At 43.0% G+C, this 24,058-nt stretch carries 27 protein-coding genes; 9 read left to right on the forward strand and 18 right to left on the reverse strand.

Annotated elements, in window-relative coordinates:
* Nucleotides 1-5: 5 nt before the first annotated feature.
* On the reverse strand, nt 6-1,040 hold the full coding sequence (locus AM506_RS02495; RefSeq protein ID WP_440480336.1) for a histidine kinase: 1,035 nt from the start codon (nt 1,038-1,040) through the stop codon (nt 6-8).
* A gap of 19 nt (nt 1,041-1,059) precedes the next feature.
* The gene (gene liaF, locus AM506_RS02500) at nt 1,060-1,872 is read right to left on the reverse strand and encodes a cell wall-active antibiotics response protein LiaF (RefSeq protein WP_060670461.1); all 813 of its coding nucleotides are present in this window, start codon (nt 1,870-1,872) and stop codon (nt 1,060-1,062) included.
* Between the two features lie 243 nt (nt 1,873-2,115).
* Here liaF and AM506_RS02505 point away from each other — a divergent pair, with 243 nt between their 5' ends.
* On the forward strand, nt 2,116-3,513 hold the full coding sequence (locus AM506_RS02505) for a hypothetical protein (RefSeq protein ID WP_060670463.1): 1,398 nt from the start codon (nt 2,116-2,118) through the stop codon (nt 3,511-3,513).
* A 40-nt stretch (nt 3,514-3,553) separates the two neighbouring features.
* Here the strand turns inward: AM506_RS02505 and AM506_RS02510 are convergent, their stop codons facing one another.
* Nucleotides 3,554-4,147: a phosphatase PAP2 family protein gene (locus AM506_RS02510; RefSeq protein WP_060670465.1), complete on the reverse strand. Its 594-nt coding sequence runs from the start codon at nt 4,145-4,147 to the stop codon at nt 3,554-3,556.
* 96 nt (nt 4,148-4,243) lie between these two features.
* Here AM506_RS02510 and AM506_RS02515 point away from each other — a divergent pair, with 96 nt between their 5' ends.
* Nucleotides 4,244-5,446 carry a M20 family metallopeptidase gene (locus AM506_RS02515; protein WP_060670467.1) on the forward strand — a complete coding sequence of 401 codons (1,203 nt, stop codon included), beginning with the start codon at nt 4,244-4,246 and terminating at the stop codon, nt 5,444-5,446.
* 40 nt (nt 5,447-5,486) lie between these two features.
* Here the strand turns inward: AM506_RS02515 and AM506_RS02520 are convergent, their stop codons facing one another.
* The 4 genes from AM506_RS02520 to AM506_RS02535 form a co-directional block, all read right to left on the reverse strand.
* Nucleotides 5,487-5,894 (reverse strand): DoxX family protein, encoded by a 408-nt coding sequence (locus tag AM506_RS02520; RefSeq protein WP_060670469.1) that lies wholly within the window; start codon nt 5,892-5,894, stop codon nt 5,487-5,489.
* Nucleotides 5,895-6,037: 143 nt separating this feature from the next.
* The gene (locus AM506_RS02525; RefSeq protein ID WP_060670471.1) at nt 6,038-6,742 is read right to left on the reverse strand and encodes an EcsC family protein; all 705 of its coding nucleotides are present in this window, start codon (nt 6,740-6,742) and stop codon (nt 6,038-6,040) included.
* A gap of 61 nt (nt 6,743-6,803) precedes the next feature.
* The gene (locus tag AM506_RS02530) at nt 6,804-8,033 is read right to left on the reverse strand and encodes an ABC transporter permease (protein ID WP_235576024.1); all 1,230 of its coding nucleotides are present in this window, start codon (nt 8,031-8,033) and stop codon (nt 6,804-6,806) included.
* Nucleotides 8,023-8,766 (reverse strand): ABC transporter ATP-binding protein, encoded by a 744-nt coding sequence (locus AM506_RS02535; RefSeq protein ID WP_060670703.1) that lies wholly within the window; start codon nt 8,764-8,766, stop codon nt 8,023-8,025. The genes AM506_RS02530 and AM506_RS02535 overlap by 11 nt, the downstream gene beginning before the upstream one ends.
* A 1,431-nt stretch (nt 8,767-10,197) precedes the next feature.
* Between AM506_RS02535 and AM506_RS02545 the strand changes: the two genes are divergently transcribed.
* Entirely contained in the window at nt 10,198-10,620 is a 423-nt protein-coding gene (locus AM506_RS02545; protein WP_060670475.1) for an HIT family protein, read from the forward strand.
* A gap of 171 nt (nt 10,621-10,791) precedes the next feature.
* Nucleotides 10,792-11,328, forward strand: coding sequence for a tryptophan transporter (locus AM506_RS02550; RefSeq protein WP_060670477.1), 537 nt, complete (start codon nt 10,792-10,794; stop codon nt 11,326-11,328).
* Nucleotides 11,329-11,389: 61 nt separating this feature from the next.
* Here the strand turns inward: AM506_RS02550 and AM506_RS02555 are convergent, their stop codons facing one another.
* On the reverse strand, nt 11,390-11,584 hold the full coding sequence (locus tag AM506_RS02555) for a hypothetical protein (protein ID WP_060670478.1): 195 nt from the start codon (nt 11,582-11,584) through the stop codon (nt 11,390-11,392).
* Nucleotides 11,585-11,749: 165 nt separating this feature from the next.
* Between AM506_RS02555 and AM506_RS02560 the strand changes: the two genes are divergently transcribed.
* A complete protein-coding gene (locus tag AM506_RS02560; RefSeq protein ID WP_060670480.1) occupies nt 11,750-12,121 on the forward strand; it encodes a YtxH domain-containing protein in 372 nt (123 codons plus the stop codon).
* Between the two features lie 373 nt (nt 12,122-12,494).
* Nucleotides 12,495-13,070 (forward strand): HTH-type transcriptional regulator Hpr, encoded by a 576-nt coding sequence (locus AM506_RS02565; RefSeq protein ID WP_060670481.1) that lies wholly within the window; start codon nt 12,495-12,497, stop codon nt 13,068-13,070.
* A 1-nt stretch (nt 13,071) separates the two neighbouring features.
* On the opposite strand, the gene AM506_RS02570 is transcribed toward AM506_RS02565, so the two are convergent.
* Nucleotides 13,072-13,401, reverse strand: coding sequence for a DUF1878 family protein (locus tag AM506_RS02570; protein ID WP_060670483.1), 330 nt, complete (start codon nt 13,399-13,401; stop codon nt 13,072-13,074).
* A 183-nt stretch (nt 13,402-13,584) separates the two neighbouring features.
* Between AM506_RS02570 and AM506_RS02575 the strand changes: the two genes are divergently transcribed.
* Nucleotides 13,585-14,121: a DUF3267 domain-containing protein gene (locus AM506_RS02575; protein WP_060670485.1), complete on the forward strand. Its 537-nt coding sequence runs from the start codon at nt 13,585-13,587 to the stop codon at nt 14,119-14,121.
* Nucleotides 14,122-14,338: 217 nt separating this feature from the next.
* Entirely contained in the window at nt 14,339-14,518 is a 180-nt protein-coding gene (locus AM506_RS23055) for a hypothetical protein (RefSeq protein ID WP_034763303.1), read from the forward strand.
* 62 nt (nt 14,519-14,580) lie between these two features.
* On the opposite strand, the gene AM506_RS21985 is transcribed toward AM506_RS23055, so the two are convergent.
* From AM506_RS21985 to AM506_RS21990, 3 genes are all read right to left on the reverse strand, one after another.
* Nucleotides 14,581-14,676 carry a YjcZ family sporulation protein gene (locus AM506_RS21985; RefSeq protein WP_079534381.1) on the reverse strand — a complete coding sequence of 32 codons (96 nt, stop codon included), beginning with the start codon at nt 14,674-14,676 and terminating at the stop codon, nt 14,581-14,583.
* Between the two features lie 127 nt (nt 14,677-14,803).
* On the reverse strand, nt 14,804-14,887 hold the full coding sequence (locus AM506_RS02585; protein ID WP_060670486.1) for a YjcZ family sporulation protein: 84 nt from the start codon (nt 14,885-14,887) through the stop codon (nt 14,804-14,806).
* 85 nt (nt 14,888-14,972) lie between these two features.
* The gene (locus AM506_RS21990; protein WP_044337791.1) at nt 14,973-15,059 is read right to left on the reverse strand and encodes a YjcZ family sporulation protein; all 87 of its coding nucleotides are present in this window, start codon (nt 15,057-15,059) and stop codon (nt 14,973-14,975) included.
* A 187-nt stretch (nt 15,060-15,246) separates the two neighbouring features.
* Between AM506_RS21990 and AM506_RS02590 the strand changes: the two genes are divergently transcribed.
* On the forward strand, nt 15,247-16,200 hold the full coding sequence (locus AM506_RS02590) for a peptidylprolyl isomerase (protein ID WP_060670488.1): 954 nt from the start codon (nt 15,247-15,249) through the stop codon (nt 16,198-16,200).
* 53 nt (nt 16,201-16,253) lie between these two features.
* On the opposite strand, the gene AM506_RS02595 is transcribed toward AM506_RS02590, so the two are convergent.
* The 6 genes from AM506_RS02595 to AM506_RS02620 form a co-directional block, all read right to left on the reverse strand.
* The gene (locus tag AM506_RS02595; RefSeq protein ID WP_060670490.1) at nt 16,254-16,433 is read right to left on the reverse strand and encodes a sporulation YhaL family protein; all 180 of its coding nucleotides are present in this window, start codon (nt 16,431-16,433) and stop codon (nt 16,254-16,256) included.
* 116 nt (nt 16,434-16,549) lie between these two features.
* Nucleotides 16,550-17,491, reverse strand: coding sequence for a 3'-5' exoribonuclease YhaM (gene yhaM, locus AM506_RS02600; RefSeq protein WP_060670492.1), 942 nt, complete (start codon nt 17,489-17,491; stop codon nt 16,550-16,552).
* 54 nt (nt 17,492-17,545) lie between these two features.
* Complete coding sequence (locus tag AM506_RS02605) at nt 17,546-20,506, reverse strand: ATP-binding protein (RefSeq protein WP_060670494.1); 2,961 nt, start codon at nt 20,504-20,506, stop codon at nt 17,546-17,548.
* The gene (locus AM506_RS02610) at nt 20,503-21,714 is read right to left on the reverse strand and encodes a metallophosphoesterase family protein (protein ID WP_060670496.1); all 1,212 of its coding nucleotides are present in this window, start codon (nt 21,712-21,714) and stop codon (nt 20,503-20,505) included. The genes AM506_RS02605 and AM506_RS02610 overlap by 4 nt, the downstream gene beginning before the upstream one ends.
* A gap of 143 nt (nt 21,715-21,857) precedes the next feature.
* Nucleotides 21,858-23,108, reverse strand: coding sequence for an ABC transporter permease (locus tag AM506_RS02615; RefSeq protein WP_060670498.1), 1,251 nt, complete (start codon nt 23,106-23,108; stop codon nt 21,858-21,860).
* Nucleotides 23,101-24,000: an ABC transporter ATP-binding protein gene (locus AM506_RS02620; RefSeq protein WP_060670500.1), complete on the reverse strand. Its 900-nt coding sequence runs from the start codon at nt 23,998-24,000 to the stop codon at nt 23,101-23,103. The genes AM506_RS02615 and AM506_RS02620 overlap by 8 nt, the downstream gene beginning before the upstream one ends.
* Nucleotides 24,001-24,058 lie beyond the last annotated feature (58 nt).

Raw genomic sequence — 24,058 nt, forward strand, 5'->3', positions numbered from 1 at the left:
TTGAATTAAACCGGGATGCGGAGATCAATATACGTCCCCTCTTTTTCTTTCGAGCGAATCTGAAATAATCCTCCTATTTCCTCCGCCCGCTCTCTCATCGTTTGAAGTCCGTAAGAGGTCATCTTAGTTTCCATTAGATTAAACCCTTTACCGTTATCACTGATATACAAGGAGACGTAGCCCCCTTTATTCTCCGTCACGATTTTCACTTTCGTTGCTTCCGAGTGACGAAGGATATTTGAAAGACTTTCCTGGATGATCCTGAACATATGTGTTTCAGTACCTTTCGATAAGTCTTCCATTCCATCCAGGGTGGCATCGATTTCAATTTGCGTTTTTTCCTTCAATTCCCTGATTAAGATGATTAACGCTTCTCGAAGACTTTCACCCCTTAAGTCAATCGGTCGTAGATGAAGAAGGAGGGCTCTCATCTCACCTTGTGCCTTTCCTGCAATGTCGGCTACTTGTTTCACGATGATTTCAACCTTTTTATAATCAGTCCCTATGCTTTTTTGCGCCGCAGAAGAAAGCATATTCAGTGCAAATAATTGCTGGCTGACAGAATCATGCAGGTCCCTGGCAAGCCTCTGCCTTTCTTCCATGACCGCAGCCTGGTGAGCCTGATCGGCAAGCTCTGACTTTTCATCGGCCAGCCTCTGAAGCGATTTCACCTGCTCTTGAATGAATACCGCTAGCTGATTCAATTCGTGCGATAAAATCCCCAACTCGTCATGATCATACCGGTCCACCCTCGCAGAGAACTTTCCACTTCGGAGTAAGGTGACGAAGGTGGAGATATCGTCAATTCTGCCTTTGAATAGATACCCTGTACGAAAACCGAAATAAATACTTAATAATAATAAAATAAGGGCTAACCAAGTGGTCAAATAAATTGAAAGTGTAAGAGAGATACTGGGATCCTCTGAAAGATACAGATAGACTTGCAAAACGATAAAAAAAAGCAGGATGGCCATGACAGACATCATCAAAAAGCTCTTAAAGATCCAATTTCGAATATTTGAGGTTTTATTCAAACTCATTCCTCCTCGTCCACTGCCTTTAAATCCGGGTAATCCGGATAGAACCGATTTTCACATCAATTGTCAGCTTGATTTTTTTACTTGCCTCGACATACCGGGGTGATCGATAATACAGTTCCGAACGAATATCAGCAGATTTCTGGTCAAACAACTTCACATCCCCCACCTGCACCTTCAAAGTGATTTCCACAGGAACATTTTCCGGTATGATCATCTTTACATCGCCGATCCACCCCTTGATATCAACAGGCGTTTCCCCTTCAGGAATGAAGGCTTTGCTGAAATCAAAATAGTAATCTCCTATAGCGTTATAAAGCTTCATGTTTTCAAGGGGCCAGTTCGGTTCGGCAAAACGGATGTCCCCAACGATAAATCCTCTATTCACCTTATTCTTCTTCTGGAGGATCTTTTGATCCAACGGCTGACCCAAATCATCTGAGTCAGCTTCTTTATCAAACGGATAATCGCTGCTTATACTCACTTTGAACGGTTTGTTCCTGACTATCCGATGAATGGCAATGGCTATGATGATAACCGGCCATAACTTCCACCAGTTTCCATAATCGAAATCGACCACATCATATCTATCCAGGATGATCAGCACCCCAAGTGCCAGGCTGAAAAGGCCGAATAGTAATTTGCCGAAGCTTTTTTTCAAGAAGCTGTCTACTGACCACTTCAAACCCAGCAGCAACAACAAAATAGGAATAATATTGACAAATATCTGTGTTATTTCCAAGGAAATGACACCTATATTCAGTAATAATAGCCACAATCCTATAACCATCAGCAAAAATGAGAAAAACCATTGTTTTCTTCCTTTGTATCTCATACGAACACCACCTTCACATCACTTATAACTTTCGCTATTGATCTTGCCTATTCCTGTTACTTCTTCCATTATAGATTGATTTCCCTTGTTGTTTGACGAGCATCGGAATGATTCCTCCTCAGTCCAGAGGCTGAAAAAATGTTTCTAACCTGTATCACACCTTATCTGCATTTTCATAATCTATAGTACAGATCAGGGCAAATGCCCAAGGTTTGTGGAACAAATGTTGAGGAGGTTTTTCTAATGGGGATTGATTTGACTGCTCTTCATTGGATTTATTTAATTTTCATAGGGTTGATCATCCTATTTATGATTTTCCGAAAAGACACAACCATCGTATGCATTCTCGGAATCTTCAGTATCGCTTTGGTTGCTACGGGATCGATCAGTGGGTCGATCAGTAGTATATTTAATAGCTTTATCTTTGCCATCACTGAATTACTCTCGACCATTCTCGTCATTTCCATCATCGTGGCCATGAGTAAAGGACTGACGTCGACAGGGATTAATGATGTGATGATCCGACCGTTCACTAAGTTCATCCGCACCCCTGCCCTTGCGTACTGGACAATAGGTCTTGTAATGATGTTCATTTCGTGGTTTTTCTGGCCATCCCCAGCAGTGGCCCTTTTGGGAGCCGTGTTGGTACCCGTTGCCTTACGGGTCGGATTACCCGCTCTCGGTATCGCCATGGCCATGAACTTATTCGGTCACGGAATCGCCCTTTCAGGTGACTTTGTGATCCAGGCTGCTCCAAAGTTGACGGCAGACGCTGCAGGTATTCCTGTTTCTGAAGTTATTTCAGCAAGTATTCCCCTCATCATTGTCATGGGAGTCGTCACGACCATCACTGCATTTATCTTCCTAAAGCGAGATATGAAAAAAGGGATCCTCACAGTCGATTCCAGCTCCCTTGATGCCATCGGTCCGGAGCAGGATTCTTCACATGATCTTCTCTCTTCCCGTTGGAAAAAGGCAATCGCTATCCTCATCCCCATTTTATTCGCTGCTGATATTACGGCAATGGTTCTATTCGATCTGCAAGGTGGGGATGCTACCGCACTTATCGGGGGAACCTCCATCATCATTCTATTATTGATTTCATTGGCAGCCTATAAAGGAAAAGGATTGGAGAAAACGACCAGTTTCATGATTGACGGATTTCAGTTCGGATTTAAAGTATTCGGTCCCGTGATTCCGATTGCCGCTTTCTTCTACTTAGGGGACTCAGGATTTCAAACGATCATTGGGGATTTTCTTCCGGCCACCTCACATGGAATCGTCAATGACCTGGGTGCATCCCTTGCTGCTGCCGTCCCGCTTTCCAAGGCGGTGGGTGCCATTACCCTAACGACGGTCGGTGCCATTACGGGACTCGATGGATCAGGCTTTTCTGGCATTTCCCTTGCCGGTTCCGTCGCCAATTTATTTGCTGAAAGCATCGGGTCCGGTATTGCTACCCTCACGGCCCTTGGTCAAGTGGCAGCCATCTGGGTCGGTGGCGGGACTCTCGTACCATGGGCACTCATTCCAGCAGCCGCCATCTGCGGAGTCGACCCATTCGAACTCGCCAGGCGGAATCTGCTCCCAGTCGTCATCGGACTGATCGCAACTACCATCGTAGCGATGTTTTTAATCTAAAAATAGAGGGACGGACCTTACCTCGGAAGGTCCGTCCCTCTTATTTTGCAGGGCGCATTTCATATAGGAAAATACATAGCACGAAAAACGAGTATCCCAGAAGGAAACCGGCAGCTACATCAGTGGGATAGTGAGCCTGTTCCGCTACCCTGCTGAATCCCGTCAACAGGGAAAGGAGGACGGCCATAGTGAAAATCGCGACTTTTATTCCGAGGGACGAAATCTCTTTACTCACGAAATAAGCGAGGACTAGCAGGAAGACAAGTCCCACCATGGCATGACCACTTGGAAAGCTGAATCCTTCTTCTCCATGGGAAAATGGAGGCCGTTCACGTTTCATCAAACCTTTAATGGCTTTATTCAGGACGTTACTCCCCGCAACCAGTACCACGACAGTAATGATTCCCGGATAATCTTTTTTAACCCACCAAAGGAACAGAATCAAGGTGATTGTGACAATTCCAATTACCGGTTCGGTTCCTATCACTGAAAACAGCTTTAAAAAATAAAGGTCATTCATCTTTGTCAGAAGATAATCCTCCTCGAAAATCTCCATGTCATGATACACAAAGTGTGCAATGGTCATAAAAAGTACAAATGAAATGATAGCCGTTATGGATAAGATTTTATTCATGGGACCCCTCCTACAATTTCACTTATCCCCTCTTCCCGGTACAGATTTAGTGTTATAATATTCGTAATATTCACCAAACATTAGGAGGTTGGGGACTTGCTGAATGAATTATATCAGAAATTAGAAGATCGTTGGATAGAAATGGTTAAAATCAGAAGGTTTCTTCATCAACACCCGGAATTATCCTTCCAGGAAAAAAATACGGCAAAGTATATTGCGGATTACTACAAAGAGATCGGGGTCCCCGTTCAGGAACAAGTCGGCGGCAATGGTGTCGTAGCGAGAGTTGAAGGCGCTCTCCCCGGTAAGACCGTAGCTCTCCGTGCAGACTTTGACGCCCTTCCCATACAGGATGAAAAGGAAGTGGAATATCGTTCTACCGTGCCGGGTGTCATGCATGCCTGTGGTCATGACGGCCATACCGCGACCCTTCTCGTATTAGGGAAAACCCTTCAAGAAATGCGCGAATCCCTTTCAGGAACAGTAGTTCTTATTCATCAGCACGCTGAAGAATATGCACCTGGAGGAGCTAAGTCCATGATCGATGCGGGATGCCTCGAAGGTGTGGATGTGATCTTCGGCACCCATTTATGGGCAACGGAACCTCTTGGAAAGGTCCTCCACCGGACAGGACCGATCATGGCCGCTGCGGACCGCTTTGAAATTATGATCAAAGGATCCGGGGGGCACGGGGCACAGCCCCACAAGACGAAGGATTCCATTGTGATCGGAGCCCAAATTGTTTCAGAGCTCCAGCAAATCGTCAGCAGAAGAGTAAACCCGATCGATCCAGCTGTCGTGACAATCGGCTCCTTTATAGCTGATAATGCGTTTAATGTCATAGCCGATTCAGCTAAAATGATTGGAACTGTTCGGACCTTCAACCCCGAAGTCAGGGACTTCATTGAAGAGGAAATCGAACAGATCCTGAAAGGGGCCTGCATATCCGGCCGCTGTGATTATAAATATGTATATGACCGGGGGTATCCGGCCGTTGTCAATCACCCTGAAGAGACAGACCTATTCATTCAAAGTGCAGAAACTGTAGATGAAGTGCATACAGTTGAAGAAATCGAAATGCAAATGGGCGGGGAGGATTTTGCCTTTTATTTAGAACATGTAAAGGGCACTTTCTTCTTTACGGGAGCCAAGCCAGACAATGTGGAAACGGCCTTCCCACACCACCACCCCAAGTTCGATCTTAACGAAAAAGCGCTTCTCATTGCAGCAAAATCATTGGCAAGTGCAACAATTCACTACCAGGATAAACATTCCGTTTCGGAAGCCGTTTCGAAATAACACAAAGAAGGATCGGGCGCTCGTATCCGATCCTTCATATTTAATAAAAGCGATGAGTCTTTTCAATTTTACTGACCACGAGCACCCACCAGATCAAGAGAGGTTGAAACAAAAGTCTGACCCAGAGCAGCAGTTGATTGGCATCTTCCTGTCCCGGGGCCGGAATTCCTTTAATGGCCGCATAGATATTTGCAGGAAATACAAGAACTAAATAGATCGCGGTGATGATTCCGGTTTTTTCGCGAGTCTTCGGAATCAACAGCAGGACTGACAGAATGAATTCAAGAATTCCCGTAATATATACGAGCTCTTCCCTTAAAGGAATAAACGCAGGGACCATTTTCGCAAACCCTTGAGCTTCAATAAAATGAAAGACTCCTGCCATAAAGAAGAAAAAGGAGAATAAAATGAGCCCCACTATCTTCCATGCTTTTTTCCGTTTATTCATCTATTTCACACCTCACTAAACACAATTTACCCTACCTTTATCACTATACATGAAGTCATTGCGGAAATAAAAAGATGGGTATGTAATCACAATGACCCCCAACAAAAAGAAGACCGATCATGACGATCGACCTTCATACGGTACTATTCTAATTCATTAAAGTAGCGAATCCGATAAGCAAATTTTGCCACCTCACCAAGCTGATCCAAAAGCTGATAGTTCGCATAGGCACCCACAACAGCCCCGACACCCGGGATGAGCTGAAGCATCTTCACGAAATCGATGTAATCCCGATACTCCTGTTGAAAAGTTTTCCAGTCAAGCTCTTTCAGCTTTTCTTTCTCTTCCTCCCAATTCTCAATGATGGAGAGGACCTTCTTCTTATGAGTGTCGCTTGAAAATGCAAGTTGAAAGACATACAGGAGAAATAGACGTTCCTCATATTGCTTGGGATCATACCCATGGATCAGGGAGCATTCGCTTAAAAATTTCATCTTAATGGACAGGAGCAATGGAAAATCCGCAAGACCGAGGAAGATCCCCCCGGCACCGGTTCCCGCCCCTTCGATGGTGGCTGCTTTCCGGTAAAATTCCATTCGCTCCTTCATCACGACTTCCCGTTCCTGAAGCAGAGGTCTACAGGGGATCGTCTGAAGGGACACCCATTCGCTGCCCTTCAAAGTGACCTCCACCATTTTCTTGATGCTTTCCGTGACAACTTTATGTGCTTTCTCAGGTATCCACCCATTCACTTTCGTTTGGGCCTGTTTGGAAACCCTCTGAAAGATGGATGATTTCCTGGTGTATCTTCGTTTCCACACCTCGAGCTCTTCTCTCTCATGGTTCATTATGAACCACCATCCTTTTTCGTCAGCCTTTACTCATAATATGTTCATTTTCTCTGTTTCATTAAAAAAGCGTTTCTTCCATCTTTTTCAACCGTTGAACCAGGTAGAACTGACTGAAAAAGATGGAGAAGGTTAAGCCTGCAAGCAGCGTGATCAATCCAGGTAGCCATTCTCCTTTTATAAATAGGGGCAGGGAAAACACAAGTGCCTGAATCATCATCGCCTGACTCATGATTTTTTGAAAAGATGATGTTTTCAATTCTCTAGAAACCGGGTAAATGAGCACCCAGATCTTATAGTCAAAGCGCTTGAATAATGGAATCATCTGAAAAGCAGTCAAATATAGAAAGACAAGAGCCGTCAGGATACTGAAGATGAAAGATGAATTTGAATAAATCAGCAACACACCGATTAGGGTCAAGCGTATATACAGACCTGAATATTCACTTGTCCTCACAAGCGAGCGAAGATATAAATAGCGATAGGTTGATGCTTGTGAGAAAGGCGCCTTCACAAGCCAATCGAGCCATTTTCTCCGGTGCACTTTCCCTTTCAGCTTTGGAACATCCGTGAACATATTGGCGATCCGATAAAAGATCAGCATGCGCTGCTCTTCAAGATTGATCAATAAATCCCATTTAAGGTTCTTACCCTTTGTTGCTTGATGAAAATAAAATGCATAGCCTAGCATCAAGACGGCGACGACGATTGTCATCCAAAGGTCAGCTCCCGATAACACAAGGAACACAAGAGCCCCACTCAACAGAAAACGGACCAGGTTGTCCGTCAGGTGAGCTTCCCTCTCCTGAAACCTTAACATGAACCAGCGAACATAAAGATTCCATATTTTTATGATCAATATTAAGGCAAGTAACGGAAAGAAGCTTCTGAAACTGTTTCCGGATACAGCTACATACATAGGCATAAGGGCAGCCAGGACAAGGAGCTGAATATAGGATTGGAACATGAAGCTGATCCAGATGCATTTCGTAAAATAACTGGATAAGCGTCCTTCTAGAGGTAGAAGAAATACAGCATCCGCTTCCCGGAGAAATGTGTATACGGGACTCCATGCCAATAAAAGACCAAGAATGACCGCCATGATGAGAGGAGCCGGGAATGTTGGCTCTAGTGTCTTCACCCACTGATTATACGTAAATGCCGCGCCCCCCAAAGCAAAGATCAGGACGAATAATAAATGATCATTGAACATGTACTTCAAATACTTTTGAAGTTCCTGGTTATACTCTACAATCCGCTTTTTCCAGATGCCCTCCACGTTATTCATCATGGGATTCTTCCTTTGTCAGCTGGATATATATATCATCCAAGGTGGCTTCAGGCATGGTAAATTCACTGCGAAGCTCTTCAAGAGTCCCTTTTGCCCGGATTTTCCCTTCATGAAGGATGATAAATGAATCGCAATATCTCTCGGCCGTAGCTAATATGTGGGTAGACATGAGGATGCCCGCCCCATTTTGTTTCATTTCCTGCATCCAATCAAGTAAAGACTGGATCCCGAGTGGGTCCAATCCAACAAACGGTTCGTCTATGATGTACAGACTGGGCTGGATAAGAAACGCACACATGATCATCACTTTTTGTTTCATCCCTTTTGAAAAATGGGCAGGAAACCAACTCATCTTCTTCTCCATGCGGAACGCTTTTAATAATTTATCGATTCTTCCCTTATATTCCGCATCTGACAATCCGTAGGCCATGGCCGTAAGCTTCAGGTGCTCCTCCAAGGTTAATTCATCATATAAAATAGGTGTTTCCGGTATGTATGAGAATTGCTTGCGGTATTGATCCGCATCCTTTTTCAACGTATGGCCATTGATGGAAACTTCGCCTTGCTTTGCCTCCATGAGTCCGATGATATGCTTGATGGTCGTACTTTTACCGGCTCCGTTCAATCCGATTAATCCAACAATTTCATTCGAATGAATGGAAAAGGAAATATCCTTCAAAACCGGCTTCCTTGTATACCCGCCAACAAGGTGCTTAATTTCTAATAAAGACACGAGCAGCAACGTCCTTTCTCTTCTATATGTATTATTTCTATTTTATCAAAACTTTAAAGCAAAGGCATGCTTTGAATATGAATCATTTTCCCAACAGATCTCTAAATAAGAACAAGCAAGTAATTTGTCGAGATCACTTTCTACTACACCGCTATTGATTTCCGTGCAAGACTTCGCTTTCCTCGGGGCGGAAGGCAAGCCTCCTCGTCGCTTACGCTCCTGCGGGGTCTTACCTATTCCGCTTTTCCCGCAGGAGTCTTCGTCTTGCACTCCAATCAATAGCTAGCCCCTGCTGTAACTGAATGCGCTTTAGATTGCAAAAATTCCGTTTCACCGGGTTTTCGTTTTTCATACCCAGGCTATAGTTTTCGAATGTTCGGTCGTTTGGAAGTATTAGCAGAGGCATTACTACAACTAAAATGATAAGAGTGCTGTGCTGTATTCAATGGTGTAGCAATCTCGTCATTAAATTGTTTTAGTTTAACACTTCACTTGGAAAGTTGATTCTCGCTGCAGGTGCTCGACTCCGACGGGAATAGCGGGAAAGTACGAAAAGCGGAGGCGGCTCGCCCAGCCCCGACAAGCATAAGATGAATGGGCCGAGAAGGCGCTTTTTGCCTTATTGGACCATTTAGCTTATGACCTCGAGGGGCTAGCCGCCGTAGCTAGACAGTTGAGACCCCGCAGGGCAAAGCCCGAGGAGGCTCAACTCACGCCCCGCGGAAAGCGAGCACCTGCAGCGGAAATCAGCCAGCACTCACTTCTTCTCAGGTGGAAGTTTTCACGACAAACGGTTGAAGAACACACCTTCCATATTTTAGTATTCATAACCATCATGCTTTCTGCACAACATATTATCAGAAGGGGCCAGCAATAAGAAAAAGGGGATGGTTGTTAAAGACCAGCTAACCGATTTCACTATTGTGTACGACTTGAAGGATTCGTCGTCTTCTTTAGTGAATGACACACTCACCCAATTCATTTCATCAAAAAATTGATAAATGAGGTGTTTGTTAAAGCACATTTTGACTAAATCAACTTTCTTACTAAGCTTTCTTTAGCCTACAAGATAAGGGGATGGTCAGTTTGCACAGAGTCATTCATGTTTCTAACGATTTACACATATCATCCTTATAGCAAATGAGGTGTTTGTCCAAGACGGCTAACAGTTTCTATTGTCTGAATGCTTAAATAGCAAAAAGATAAGGGGATGGTCGCATTGAACAATGTTCATTCTACCCAAGAATGGTATCACTACAGTAGCTACTAGCGAATGAGGTGTTTATCAAAGAGAATGAAGCCTGACATTTAAACCTTTAGAGTTTTACCCCTTCTAAGAAGAGAGGCAGGAAAATCGTTCCTGTCTCTTCTTCATTTATTTTTACTTTAATGGTAAAATACATACACTATTACTGAAAGGTGGAAATGAGCATGAGTGACTGTATTTTTTGTAAAATCACCGATGGAGAAATCCCGGCTATGAAAGTGTACGAAGATGACCATGTGCTTGCGTTTCTTGACATCAGCCAAGTGACGAAAGGCCACACACTCCTTATTCCGAAAGTACATAAAGAAAATGTCTACGAGCTGACCCCTGATGTGGCAAGTCACATCTTCTCTGTAGCACCAAAGATCGCAAACAGCATCAAGGCTGAGTTTAACCCTGTGGGAATGAATCTTTTAAGCAATGCAGGTGAAGAAGCGGGACAATCCGTCTTCCATTTCCACATGCACTTCATACCACGCTACGGCAATGGAGATGGTTTCGGAGCAGTATGGAAAACCCATAACGACGACTACAGCCACGAAGATTTAAAAACGATCGCGGATTCCATCGCCAGTCATCTGTCATAGAATTGAAAGCCCGGCCCTTTGTGAGTAAAGCGGCCGGGCTTTTTTCAGAAATATTCATCTTTGACACCCAGTCTCTCTGTGTTATAATGTACCTATCTTTTCGCTAATGGCAACAGTGCACATTAGGAGAAGCAGAATACAAAGTATAGCTTAGTTGAGGAGAGATGAGAAATGAATACAAAAACACTTGTATCCCTGTCATTATTAGTAGGGATCGGAGCAGTTCTGCACACAGTGATCCCGGGCATATTCTTAGGAATGAAGCCGGATATGATGCTGACGATGATGTTCTTGGGAATCATTCTGTTCCCTGCAAAGAAAAACGTCTTGCTATTAGGTTTACTGACAGGAGTCATTTCAGGATTGACAACACAATTCCCTGGTGGATTCTTACCAAACCTGATCGATAAACCGGTCACGGCATTCGTTTTTTACGGATTATTCCTGGCAACAAAGAAAATCACTCGTTCACTGTTAGGCGCTTCTGTTCTAACCGCAATCGGCACCCTCGTATCAGGAAGTATTTTCCTTATTTCTGCATATGTGATCGTAGGCCTGCCTGGAGCTTTCTTCGCTCTATTCGCAGCAGTCGTACTTCCGGCAACACTTGTGAACGCCGGCGCAATGTTCGTTGTGTATCCGATTATCAACGGTATCTTAAAACGTTCAACCATTCGAGAAGCTGTCACAACAGAACAGCTATCCTAAACGAAATAATAAAAACACCCTCCATGTTTGTGATCCTTCACATAATGGGGGGTTTTTTTTATTAACTGACTGCAAACCAGAGCAGTATCCCTATGAGAAACGTAATCAATCCACCTGCACCCAATATGGTCGCACGCTTTTTCAATATATTTTTAGGAGGATACATTCCAGGTCTTTGAATACTAATGAAGTTATATACCATACTTAGAAATAAAACAGTACTGAGAGCAAAGAAACCAAAGATTATTCCATCCATGCTGTTAGGACCTCCCCCCTCTTCACCACCTCTTTTCTTATTTTTATGCGTTTGAAGAGAAAGATATGAACCGACTTGTTTTAATCTGTTCTAAAAGGGAAAAGGAGAATACAAACTGATTGTAGAAATATAGTATTATAGAAATAGAAGAACGAGGTGAACATAGTGAATAAAAAATCTCTTGCTTACGGATTATTAATCGGTGGAGTGGTCGGAGGAATCGCATCCCTGCTGACATCCCCTTCATCAGGTAAAGAAATCCGTGCACAAATCAAAGACAAAAAAGACGATTGGACAGCGGTCATCGAGGAGATGAAAGGCCACATCGGTGAATTGAAAGAGTCCATCGGCACCCTGTCACAGGAAGGAAAGGAAACCGTCCTTCAGCTTTCCAAGGATCTTCAAGCTTCCTTCAAGCAGTGGCAGGCTTCAACCGAGCCGAACAACCAGCGTCTTCAGGAAGAAATCCAATCCATCCAACGAACCATCGAAGAGCTGGAAAAATCGATCAACTCAGCCAACACGACGAATCAGTAACCCTATCCCCGTTTTGCCATTCACCCATTTATGGGTTTTGGCTTACGGGGATTCTATTTTATTTAAAATAAAATTTATTTTCCTCTCGATTTTTTTCAGAATAGTGATTCCCTATACGAATCCCATCATTACAGGGTTCAAACCCTCTTATATTTCCAATTTGAAGCCGGTAAACCAACCAGAAATTATATACTTCGAAAAATTTTGTCAATTTAGCCTTTATTAATTATTACTTTATTGGCATAATAAAATATAAGCGCTTTCTTTTTTAATGACCGTTGTTTCAGTGAATCCTTTGGAACGGCTTACAACGCAACCATTTCAAGAACAGCTTATACTAAAAAAAGATTTTCAAGCAAAGTGGGTGAATGAGATGAAGGAAAGAGAATTTACTCTGAAAGAGGCAATGCTCTTCAGTCAAAGGATGGCTCAGCTTAGTAAAGCTTTGTGGAAGGCCATTGAAAAGGACTGGCAGCAATGGCTCAAGCCATACGACTTAAATATCAATGAACATCATATTCTCTGGATTGCGTATCATTTAAAGGGTGCTTCCATTTCGGACGTGGCCAAATTCGGTGTTATGCATGTTTCTACGGCATTTAACTTTTCGAAGAAATTAGAGGAACGTGAACTTCTTGAGTTTTCCAAACGGGAGAATGATAAGCGGAATACTTATATTCAACTGACGGCCAAGGGGGAAAATATCCTTCTCGATCTAATGAAGAACTATCAGCCTGAAAATCATTCCATCTTCCAGGGAGTGGCTCCATTACGGGAATTATATGGTAAGTTCCCTGAAATGATCGAAATGATGACCGTCGTCCGTAATATTTATGGAAATGATTTTATGGAAATATTCGAAAAGTCATTTCACAATATTGAAAATGATTTTTCTGATGATAATGGTAAGCTCGGTGAACTATTTGAAGATGAGGAAGAGCTGGCCTGATCTACAAGCTCTTCTGAAATTGTTTCATCAAAGCTGGATAAATATTTTGAACCAGGCAACCTTCTACGACTTCATGCACCTTCAGCTTTGCATGAAGCTCATCTTCAAATTCTTTAAAAAGCGGAGTATTGTATACGAACCCTTCCGCTTTTTGTTTTTCAAGTTTCATGCTCAATCTATCACAAGTTTGAAAGAACTCCTTCACTTCCTTCTCTGACAGCCCATTTCGAATGATCAGACGATTAAAGGGAAACCCATTTTCGGGACACATTTCCACCATCAACCTATGATGGTATTCAAGTTTTTCTATTCGCTTCATTAGTTCGTGCATCGTTATCACCCGCTATTTATCTCATACTCTTATTGTACAAAACTATAACATACATGTCGCCCAAAACTCTCTCCAAAAAATAAGAAAAATCCTTCGAAAATGTATTGATTTTTTCCGGCAATCGTAATAAAGTATGTAAAGCACTTAATTAACCACTATTCGTCTAATGGAGGCGATTTTTTTATGCATTGCTGGAAAACAATCAATCTGGAAAAACAATTTGGATTCTACCGAGTCTTTTTACTTTCATCCATCATCATGATGATGGTATTCTCATTAATATACGTACCAATCAACTTACTATTTCCGAGTGCTTTTTACGATAAGCATTTCCTGGGATTCTTCGTGGGACTGGTCAGTATCTATCCATTGCATAAATTTTTTCACATCGTGCCCATCTTGCCTTTTGTGAGAAAAATAAAATGCAAATGCAATAGAAAAATGTATTTTTTGCCGATACTTTCATTGCGGGTGGATCAGCCAATTTCAAAATACCGTTATTTGGTCGCCCTTGTGGCTCCATTCTTTGTACTGAACAGTATTTTATTATACGGGTGCTTCCATTTCCCACACTATTCGCATTACTTTACAATGCTCCTTGCATTTCATTCAGGGATCTGTGCCATTGATTTCATTTATGCGAAACAGTTGATGGACTCACCAAGGAATGCATTAATCGAAGAAAATGAAGATGGATATGAAATATTGATTTATCAGTAAGGATGATGGATGGCCATTGATGCATACACTCGATGGATGAAATCATCCTTCTCTTATTTTTCAGGATAATTGCTTTCATTTTCCTGTTCTTCATACCGGAAGGGCCTCATATACCAAAAAAGCTTCATTTACATGAACGTAGGCAACACTCTTGCTACCAATTAGGGAAATAATTTGGTAATGTATAGTCTATAGGAGATAACGGGGAGGGGTTTGGATGATCTCCATGTTTTTAGTATTTGCTGTCTTCATTTTATTTTATATAAATAAAATGACCAACGCATTATGTTTACAAAAAGAAATACCTGAAGAACGCCAACCTAAGGTATTTAGGACCATCAATATCCTAATCACCATACTGCTGGTTTCTTCTTACATAGAGATACTATTTACATAGAACATGAAATGTAAGAAAAAAGCAGATCCGAAAAACCGGATCTGCTTTTTAATTTATTTATATTAGCAAACGTATGCTGCACCAATGATGATTAACAAAATGAATAAAACTACGATTAACGCGAAACCTCCGCCGTACCCGCCGCAAGCACCTGACATATGCGCTTCCTCCTTTCATGTATGAAAAGCATAAACATATGAATATGAAGCAAAAGGGGCCAGCCTTTCTTAAGGTATTGCCCCCTCTTACAGTCTTTATCCGGTGAACCTAAACCCTGAGGCTAAATTATAGCCATGCTGCACCTACAATGATTAACAGGATGAACAGTACTACGATTAACGCGAAACCTCCGCCGTATGCGTGACCCATAACTTTCCACCTCCTTTGAAGCGCTACTTTATCTTATTCAAGTTAGCTGCCTTTTGTTTTAGGCTAATGTCATAAATTTAATTTTTTAGCAAATATATGCGGCACCAACGATGATTAATAAGATGAACAGCACTACGATTAACGCGAATCCGGAATTGTATCCACAGCTCATATTTATTACCTCCTTTTCTCTCTTCGCTCTTATCATATGAAAGTACCTAGGAAATGGGTGTGTAAAATGCCCATTTTTCCGAAGATTAGTTTGGAAAATATTTTTTTAAATGGAAGAAGTGTGTTATAGTATGTTTTGTAGATTTTTGACAAACTATCAAACGAATTTATTGTAGGAGTTGGTCACCATGAAAAAATGGATCATTTCAGTATCATTGGCTGCGGGAGTCGTAGGACTTGCAGGATGCAGCGGTGACGGTGCTGAAGGAAACAATGACGTTGTTGCAACAACAAAAGCCGGAGATGTAACAAAAGATGAACTTTACAAATCAATGAAACAAAAATTCACTCCACAAATGGAACAGGCCCTTCAGGAGCTGGTGTATACAAAAGTCCTTGAAGAAAAGTATGACGTGTCAAAAGAGGAAGTCGATGACAAGCTGAATGAAGCGAAAGATCAATTAGGGCCTCAATTCGATAGTTTCTTACAACAATATAACCTGGACGAAAAATCGTTCAAACAATACTTAAAGCTTCAATTGCTACAAGAAAAATCCGCTATTTCCGATGTGAAAGTAACGGATAAAGAAGTGAAAGAGTACTACGAGAAATGGAAGCCTGAAATTAAAGTTCGCCATATCCTTGTAGAAGATGAAAAAACAGCGAAAGAAGTCAAACAAAAATTGGCTGATGGAGCGAAATTCGAAGATCTTGCAAAGGAATACTCCACAGATCCCGGTTCTGCTGAAAACGGCGGAAGCTTAGGATGGGTAGACTACGCTGGTCGCCAAAACTTTGTTCCTGAATTCTCGAAAGCCCTGGACACTCTTGAAAAAGGAAAAGTAAGTGAGCCGATCAAAACAGATTATGGTTACCATATCATTGAAGTGACAGATAAAAAAGAAAAGAAATCCTTTGACGAAATGAAAAAGGAAATCGAAAAAGAACTGAAACTTTCCAAAGTGGATCCTCAAAAAATCCAGGAAGCGATGAAAGCTGAAATCGAAAAAGCTGATCTGAAGATCAAAGATAAAGATCTGAAGAAATCATTCGATCAGGTACTGAATTCTTCTGCAGCACCTGAAGGCGGACAAACACCTGCACCTGAAGGCGAAGCTCCTGCAACGGAGAAACAGGAATAATTGAAAAGGACTGACGGCTATTATAAGCCATCAGTCCTTTTTTAATGAATTGATCATGACGTTAGGTGACGTCTCTTCTCTTTCTCCTCTTCCATCCGATGAATATAGACTTCTCCCTCTTTTTCAATCCACTCATCTTCCAGCGTCTTTTCTTCCTTCGCCGATTTGATCGTCATAAAGGCACTCCCGAAAATTCCTGCTACAACCAGGTACATCCAAATAGGCAGGGTCATTTGCTTCATCTCCTTATAGGTTTGTCCTCTTTTATTAACACTATATGAGACTGGGGAAGAAAACATGACCCTATGTAAAAAAAGAATCCGATCAATGGACCGGATTCTTGGAATCTTTATTTATGAAAAGTAGGTTTGTAGAACGAACGATTATCCAGTGCGAATACTCTCTCCGTATACTCTCCAGGCTTCACCCGCTCAAGTGCACGGTCAAGCATGTTCATCTTTGCGTCGACATTATCGATGTAGTGAAGGATTTCAGCTTCCCGGATGAGTGGCGGCTTGGGACTTCCCCACTCGGCTTTCCCGTGATGACTCAATACGAGATGTTGAAGGATCATGACCTCTTCCCCTTCAATTCCCAGTTCATCCGCTGCTTTCCCGATTTCATTCACCATGATCGAAATGTGCCCGATCAAATTTCCTTCAATCGTATACGTTGTCGATGTAGGGCCCGACAGCTCGATGACTTTCCCTAAATCGTGAAGGATCACCCCGGCATAGAGAAGATCCGAATCCAGGGAAGGATACAGTCCTGCAATGGCTTTCGAAAGATCCAGCATCGAGACCACATGATAGGCGAGTCCTGATACGAATTCATGATGATTCTTCGTAGCTGCCGGATATTCAAGGAAAGGCTTTTGATATTTTTTAATCAGATGCCTTGTGATGCGCTGGATGTTCGGATTTCTCATTTCAAAGATATACTGTGTAATCTTGCTCGTCATCTCATCTATGCTCACCGGTGCCGTTTCAAGGAAGTCTGAAATGGCAAAGCCATCCGCCGGGGAAGTTGGCCGGATCTGTTTGATCTTTAGCTGATTCTTCCCACGGTAGCTGTGTATGTCCCCGACAACCCTGACAATCGTTTCAGGCTGGTATGCCTTCTCATCCTGTTCAGAAGCATCCCAGAGTTTCGCTTCCATATCTCCGCTCTTATCCTGCAGAATCAGCGTGAGAAACGGCTTTCCTGTATTGGTGGTACCTTTGGTCATTTGCTTGATCAATAATGGCAGGTCAATCGTCTCACCTACGCTAAAATGTGTAATACCTGACATCTCTTCTCCTCCGTTCCACTATAAAAGTAGTTTCAGTATATCATATTTTTGTACTCAAGAAGTCCGGATCGACTCCTTCCTCTTTAACACAATCATCTCGTCATCCGTAAACGATTGTTTGATATGGGGGTGGCAGGTGAAGAATAACACTTGATGGTCCCTTGCCACTTTCCTTAGGAGCGAAAGAAATGCCTTTGTCCTGGCCAGGTCAAAATTGACTACCCCATCATCTATCAAAACAGGCAAAGGATATTTATCACCGATAGATTGAATGAGGGCAAAGCGAATCGAAATAAAAAGCTGCTCTTTCGTACCTTGACTGAGTTCGATTGCATGAAAGATCGTCCCATCCTTCCTCTCAACCTTGATCATCTCATCGTCCAACAAGAAAATGCGTTGATAATGCCCTTCTGTCAGTTCCCTGAAGTTTTCTTCTGCAAGTTCTATGACTTTCGGCATTTTGGTTTTCTGATATAGTTCCATGGTTCTCTTTAAGGAGACGTCTGCCAATGTATATTTAGACCATTCAAAGGCTAGCTCTGCAACCTCGGCTTTTTTACTTTGGAATTCTTGAAGGATGGTCGAATAACTCTTACCTTCCTCTAACGTTTTGATTTCATACGAAAGGGAGGCGAGTTCTTTTTGCTGAGCGGAGAGTTCCTTTGACAACTCATCGATGGATTGTAAGACCCGGGATGATTCTCTCCTGCTTTCTTCCAACGACGGAAACTCAAGAAACGTATCAAGGGTTTTTTTGGTCAATCTCGTTTTCATCCCCCTATATTGAGACCAGAGTTCGTTTCGTTCCTGAACCTTCAGAGCCTTCTCCCGAAATTCCATTTCCCCGGAGCAACCAGTTACATGAATAAGGTCATGCATATCATGACGGATCTTCCCAACTTCTATGGAATGCTTTTCGATGTCCAAGGATAATGGCTCTAACTCTGCAGCAATACTTTCAACTACCAGCTGACGTTTCTCCAGATCCTGGAGCATCCTTTTCAATTGAAGGAGTGCTTCCTCCACCGTCGTGAACAAGAGGGAGTGACGGTGAAACCAATCCCGGCATTCTTCAGTGAATTCTTTCACTTTCTCTCCTGAATAAGCCACTTCATCGGATAGATGAGTACATATTTCATAGGAAGAGACTAATTCTTTCATCTTGGCAAATGCATCACGCAGCCATTTCCAATGAAAATCGGAAGGTAAGTATAATTCCCGTTTCAGGCGTTCTATCCTTCCCTCTCCCTGGACGATTGCTTTCTCAAGCTCTTCCTTTCTCTCGTGAAGCTTCTGCATCTTCAGCTCCTGTTCCTCTAACGATAGGACCCGCTGCTTCCACTCGTTACGAAATTCCATTTGTTCCGACAGGCTTTGTTCTGCTGTATCCAGAGTCCCGGTATTCTCCGGTTGAATTTCTTTAGCTCTTGCCTTGAGCTTTTGGAGGGTGAGGGTTTCTTTCCTGACATTCTCCCTCGATTGAAAGATGGTTCCACCGACAGCCATCATAACCAGCAAGCACATACCCGCCATGATCCAATTGCCGGAGAACATCCCCCATAAACCGAATCCCATTGCTATCAGGAGTGCTCCACCACTGATAAGCATCTGATACGAATAGGAGGCTTTTTTTCGGCTATAGTTTTCCTCTGCCTCCTTTACTTGCAGATTCACCCATTCCATCTGCTCCTTCGTAGAATGCCTGCCGGTGAGAGCTTTGACCTTTCGTTGTAATTCTTGATATTCATCCTCTTCCATTAATCGTTTTTCTAAGTTTTCGCATTTTTTTTCAATGGCCTGAAGTTCTTCCATTTCCTCTTCTTGAAGCTTATCCAGGCTTTCTTGTTCGTGAAGGAGTTTGGTCTGATGGTCCAAAGCCTGCTGGATATTTTCAGACATCATCAGGCTAGTGTTCAATGACGGGATATTTTCCATGTCAATCTGCAGTCCCAATTCACGGATTGTGTCGCTGATTTTACTTTGGACCATTCTCAATTCCCTGCTTCGTTCACTGCTCTCTTCTTTCCATTTCAGGTAAGAGGATTGCTGGGACAATAGTTTCTCCATATACGGAATGTCTTCACTTAATGTAAGGTCCAGATCATCTGATTCCAACTTTTCCTGTAGATTCTTTTGCTTGCTCTTCAGGGTCTCAAGATAGGCTGACGTTTGTCTTTCTTCGATTTTCAGCTCGTTCATTCTTTCTAATCCGTTTGGAGGGAAATCGAGGTCATTCAGTACGGAAAGGCGATTTTCCACATCATAAAATTGGACAAGGGTATCCCAATTTTCATTTACGGAAATAAGATTTTCCCTCTTTTCAGAAAGAAGCTCCTTTTCCCTTTCCATGGCTGATATATCCGACTCCAGTGATCCTCGTCTCGCTATGAGGGGCAGGTACTGATCGTTTTTCTCTTTGCCTTCCTTAACTTGTTTTTCAAGGTCTTTCAGTTGGGAAAGCACTACATTGATCTTCGGTTTTCTGCCTGATTTCTTAAACAGCAGTTCCCTTTCTTTCTGCCAGTCCTGTGAAAGCTTTAATAGAAGGTCCGTCCCTGTAGAACCCGCTGTGAATAAATACTGGTTCAGTTCCTCTTTTTTGAGTCGTTGGATGTTTTGTAGGCCATCCAGGTTGAACGAGAAGATGTTTTGATAGGTGGACCGGTCCATATTCCCCAACAATTGTTGGAGGGTTTCTTCTCCCTCCACTCTTCCATCTTCAAATTGGACAGTTACGTCTCCTGCAGCCTTCCCTTTGATCCGCTCGATGCTCACAACCCCTTGCTCTTCCGTTTGACAAAGGATTTTCCCACCATACTCGGTCGATGATTTCGGTACGTATCTCAGCAAAGATTGCTGTTTCGTTGGAAAACCGAATAGGATGCTATGGATGAAGGACATGATCGTCGATTTACCCGCTTCATTTTCTCCATAGAATAATTGAAGATCGCTAAGTGTATAATGCTTGTTCTCAAGCTTCCCATATCCGTAAATATGAAGTTCCTTCAGCTTCAATTTCTTTCACCCCCACTTTTAAGTAAGTGCTTTGTTTCTTCTATCAGCTCGTTCTTCTCTTCGACCTCCAAAGGTTCAAGAAATCGGTAGATCGACGGATGTTCATACAGCTCTGCCAGGACTTCTTTCCACTCTTCCCCTTCCAAGCTTTCAAGAGTTGAAATCACATCCTGTAGAAAGGGATCCCTTTCCTTTAACACTGTGGTGCCGGGAGACCGGCGTATGGAGTGAACCCATTTCAATTTCCCCTGATTTTCTATATCGGATTGCAGCGCCTCCAGGAGATCACCATTTTCAACCTTGCTCATCATATCTTCTGGGAGGGAATCTCCATCGGTTAGGACGATTTCAATCAAGCTATCTTCACTTATGGATTCCATCGCCCCTTGGATGCGCTGAAACACCTCACCAAACCTCCCTATACCATGCAGGGATACACCACATGTTTCCCATATCAAATCATTGGTGGGAATGAACGTCAGCTCTGTCCCATGCTCACCAAGTATGACTTCATAGCATCCCTTTGCACCAGTCTCCTTTCGATGCCTCCCCTGGATATTTCCGGGATAAACGATAAAGGGCTCTTCATGCAATATCCGGCGTTGATGAATATGCCCGAGTGCCCAGTAATGGTAATTCTTCTCCAATAACTCATTTATCGTAAAAGGGGCATACGTTTCATGAGAAGAATGCATGCTCCCTTCACTTCCATGCAGGATTCCGATCGTGAAACGGTCTGCCGTTCCTTTAGGATATTCCCCGATCCTTCTTTCCCGGATATGCCTTGTTCCATAGCTGAACCCCACAAGTTCAACCAGGGTACCTTTCCTTGTAGTAAGCTGTTTCACTTCGGTTTTCTCGTGAAAAATATGTATGTTATCCGGCATATCAAGTTCTAATCGTCGGCTGCTGAGATGATCATGATTTCCGTGAACGACGTATACAGGGATTTCATGTGAATGAAGTATTTGAAATTGTTTCGCCAACTTAGCCTGCGCCCTGATGCTCCGGTCTTCTTCATCAAACAGATCCCCACTGAGAATCATAAAGTCGACTTCTCTCTCTATCGCTTCTTTCACCACTTTTTCAAAAGAAGCAAAGGTACTATTATGTATTCGTTCAAATACTTCTTTTGGTAAATGCTTCAGACCCCTAAACGGACTGTCCAAATGCAAGTCTGCTACATGAAAAAACTTTATGTCCTCCATGAAGTCCCCTCCTTCAACACTACGAATATACGTTCTGCTATTCATTCATTATATCCTAAAACCGGCGAAGATTTCAGTATGTATGTACAATTTATCCGATTCATGAAAAAAAGGCTGCCAGTTTAAACGTGACAGCCTTCCACTTATTTCTTTGATGTTAAATCGATTGCTTTCTTAATATCCCTATACGAATTGGACTTCCCATATAGGAGCACTCCTCCACGATAGACCCGCGCACCGAAAACTCCAAGAAGAGTGATGGACACAAGCAGGACGAGTATCCCGATGATCGGCTCATATACAGGGAGGTTCAGCATCCCTACACGCAGGAACATGACCATCGGAGTGAAAAATGGAATGTATGATGTAACCGTGACAAAGCCCGATTCCGGACTCCCAAGGCCAAACATGGATATGAAGAATCCGATCATGATCAGGAAGGTCATCGGCATGATCATCTGCTGGACATCTTCGATTCTACTCACGAGTGAGCCGAGTAACGCTGCCAGGGTTGCATACAGGAAGTAACCAAGCAGAAAGAAGATGACAGCATAAATGATGACACTGAGTGACAGGGATTCAAATCCGAATCCTTCAAAGAATCCTCCTACCAGTTCATCCTTCTTGCGGATCAGGGTAAAATATCCGACACCAAGGATAACGGCTAATTGAGTCAAGCCAACGAGACCGATTCCAATGATTTTGGCAAACATTTGTTTTACCGGTGACACACTTGAGATGAGGATTTCCATGACCCGGGAGCTTTTCTCGGTGGCGACCTCCATCGCAGTCATATTCGCATAGGCAATGACCGAGAAATAGATAAAGAATAATAAGACGTAAACGATGCCCCTCGCCTGACTCAGTTCTTCTTCAGACTTCGCCCCCTCAAGGAGTGCTTCTTTCTCGAAATCTACGGGGGCACTTAACAAGGAGAGCTCCTCCCCGGACAGATTCAGTTTACCCGCAGCAAGGGACGATTTTACATTTTGCAGGGCTGCCTGCAATTCCCCGGTCACGGCGGACTCTGATAATGAGTTCGATTTATACAGAGCCTGTGGGAGCCCATCACTGTTTTCACTTAATACCAGTAAACCTTTAAATTCTTCTGACTTTATTTTTTTCTCGATTTCATTTGTTGATTCCGCTGCGGGCTCTAATTGAATCTCACTATTCATCGTCTTCAACTGCTGCAGGAGCGGTTCATATAATTTGCCCGTTTCATCGTGAACCGCTACCCTGCTCCCTTCATCATCTGTGAAACTCGAAATGATGCTGTCGAAGTTGGCCAGTAGGACTAGGGCAGCGGCAATGATGATGGTGGATATGATAAAGGACTTGGCTTTCAATTTTGACATATAGGAATGACCGAGGATCAAGAAGAAATTATTCATATGAAGTGCCCACCTTTTCTATAAATATATCGTTCAGTGAAGGTTCTTCCAGCTCGAATTTGCGCAGGAAGCCCTTTTGGACGACATCATGGAATACCCCTTGAGCGGCAGCCTCGGATTCCACCTGAAGCAGGACTCCTTCCGTCGTTTCTTTAAGCTTTGTCACTCCCTGCATGTCCCTTAAGTACGTAAGATCATAGTCTGCATGGATCACGACATTCTTCTTTCCAAAGGAACGTTTGATTTCCTTCAGTCCGCCATGCACCACTGGACGGCCTTTATGCATGATGCATAAGCTTTCACAAAGCTCCTCCACATGCTCCATCCGATGACTTGAAAACACAATGGTCGTTCCGTTCTTTTTTATTTCCCTTACGGCGTCCTTCAATAGCTCCACATTCACGGGATCAAGACCGCTGAATGGTTCATCGAGTATTAATAGCTTCGGCTTATGAATGACGGATGCGATGAATTGAATTTTCTGCTGATTCCCTTTGGAGAGTTCCTCCACTTTTTTATTTAGGTATTGAGGAACATTGAATCGCTCCAGCCAATAATCCAATTCTTTCAGGATCGTCTTCTTTTCCATCCCCCGGAGGCGTGCCAAATAGACGATTTGATCACTCACCTTCATTTTCGGATATAGTCCTCTTTCTTCCGGGAGATACCCGATTTCCGGACTGGTGGAATAATCAATCCCCTTGCCGTCCCACGTGATCCTGCCTTCTGTTGCATCCAACAATCCTAACACCATTCGGAACGTCGTCGTCTTTCCGGCTCCATTCGCTCCAAGGAAGCCGAACATTTCACTTGGGGGAATTTCAAGTGACAGCTCATCTACCGCTGTGAAATCCCCAAACCTTTTGGTCACCTGTTGTAATTTTAAACTCATCTTCCGCTTTCCCTCCTGTTGCCCATTATTGAAATCCTGTATCTTATCTCTCTAGTAC

Source organism: Rossellomorea vietnamensis (genome assembly GCF_001305855.1).
Lineage (GTDB): Bacteria > Bacillota > Bacilli > Bacillales > Bacillaceae_B > Rossellomorea > Rossellomorea vietnamensis_A.